We start from the raw sequence: 1,217 nt of genomic DNA, 5'->3' as shown, positions 1-1,217 counted from the left end.
CCCCCTTTTTTTTATTTTACCCCCCCCCCCCCCCCTACAAACACAGTTCTTTTGGCGGGCGCGCCTTAACTTGTTAAAACCACCTGGGGGGGGGCGGCCCCGCCCCGCCTCGCCGGCATCGGGATCGACGAACGGCAGCACTGCCTCGCGGCGCGGATCCTCGCACGCGCCGAACCGGTCCGGCCCGTCCGACACGGCGACGATGTGGACCGGCCTGTGCGTCGCGTCGCGGAACGGGTAGCGCCCGTCGAGCAGCGGGGAATACGGCAGGCGCGCGACCGGGCGGCGCTGCTTGAAATGCTCGAACATGGCGGCCAGGTGGCCCAGTGCCTGCGCCTCGGCCTGCGCGTCGCCGGCCAGCGTGGCATTGATGCGCGCCTTGAGCGCCGGCACGGTGTCGAAGACCGCATCGTGCGCCGCCGTGCCGGGCAGGCGTTCGGCCTGCGCCAGGCAGGTGTCGATCGTCTCGATGATGGATTGCACGCGGGGGTCGGTCGATGCGGTCATGGGGTCTCTCGCTTGTCGGGTGGGCCGAGCGGTGTCGGCGGTGGCGCAACGATAATCCCGGCGGCCGGCGGACCGCGGCGCCGATGCGAAGCGCGGCGCCGGGAATGCGAAACTTCGCTGGCGGGGCGGCCGGATCGCATCCCCGCCGCGCCCGGCACGCACGGCGTCCTATGCTGGACGTGCCGACCAATCGACCGAGGTTCCCATGCCACAAGCTCGCATCACAAATTATTTCCGACCGGTGAACGACCCGGGCCCGTCGTCCCCGGCACCGGAACTGCAGGCGCGCGCGCCGCGCCCTTATGCGACGGAGACGCTGAACCGCGACCACGCGCGCCTCGACCTGGGCACGAAATTCGCGGCGTTCTCGGAACGCATGCGGCGCGAACAGACGCCGCCCGCGCCGGCGTACATCCTCAGTCACACGAGGCAGCCCGCGCCGGCGGCCGAACCTGCAACGGCCGCGCCGCCGCAGCCGCTGTACGTCCTCAGTCACATGACGCAGTCTGCGCCGGCGCCGGCGGCCGAACCTGCGCCGGCGCCGCAGTTCGTCCTCAGCCACACGTCGCAGGCGCATGCGCCCCAGCCGCCGCTCTACTACCTCAACCACAATCCGAATCCGGTCTACGCCGACCCGTTCGCGCGCGTCGAGCGCCTCGGAGCCGAACAGGAAGCGGTCCGGGTGATCGTCGATCAACCGCGCCCATGCC

1 protein-coding gene and 1 pseudogene are annotated in these 1,217 nt (G+C 70.8%); one reads left to right on the top strand and one right to left on the bottom strand.

The window, feature by feature from the left end; translation table 11 throughout:
- On the bottom strand, positions 1-507 hold a 507-nt coding region (locus tag ACEN88_RS32170), incomplete at its 3' end, for a hypothetical protein (protein ID WP_413346270.1).
- 241 nt (positions 508-748) lie between these two features.
- Between ACEN88_RS32170 and ACEN88_RS32165 the strand changes: the two are divergent.
- A pseudogene (locus ACEN88_RS32165) lies at positions 749-1,217 on the top strand (hypothetical protein); the annotation flags it as partial.

Origin of the sequence: Massilia sp. CT11-108, assembly GCF_047302915.1 — a bacterium.
Classification (GTDB): Bacteria; Pseudomonadota; Gammaproteobacteria; order Burkholderiales; family Burkholderiaceae_D; genus Telluria; species Telluria orientalis.
Note: the sequence above shows the minus strand (reverse complement) of the source record. Positions and strands in the feature narration are given on the sequence as shown.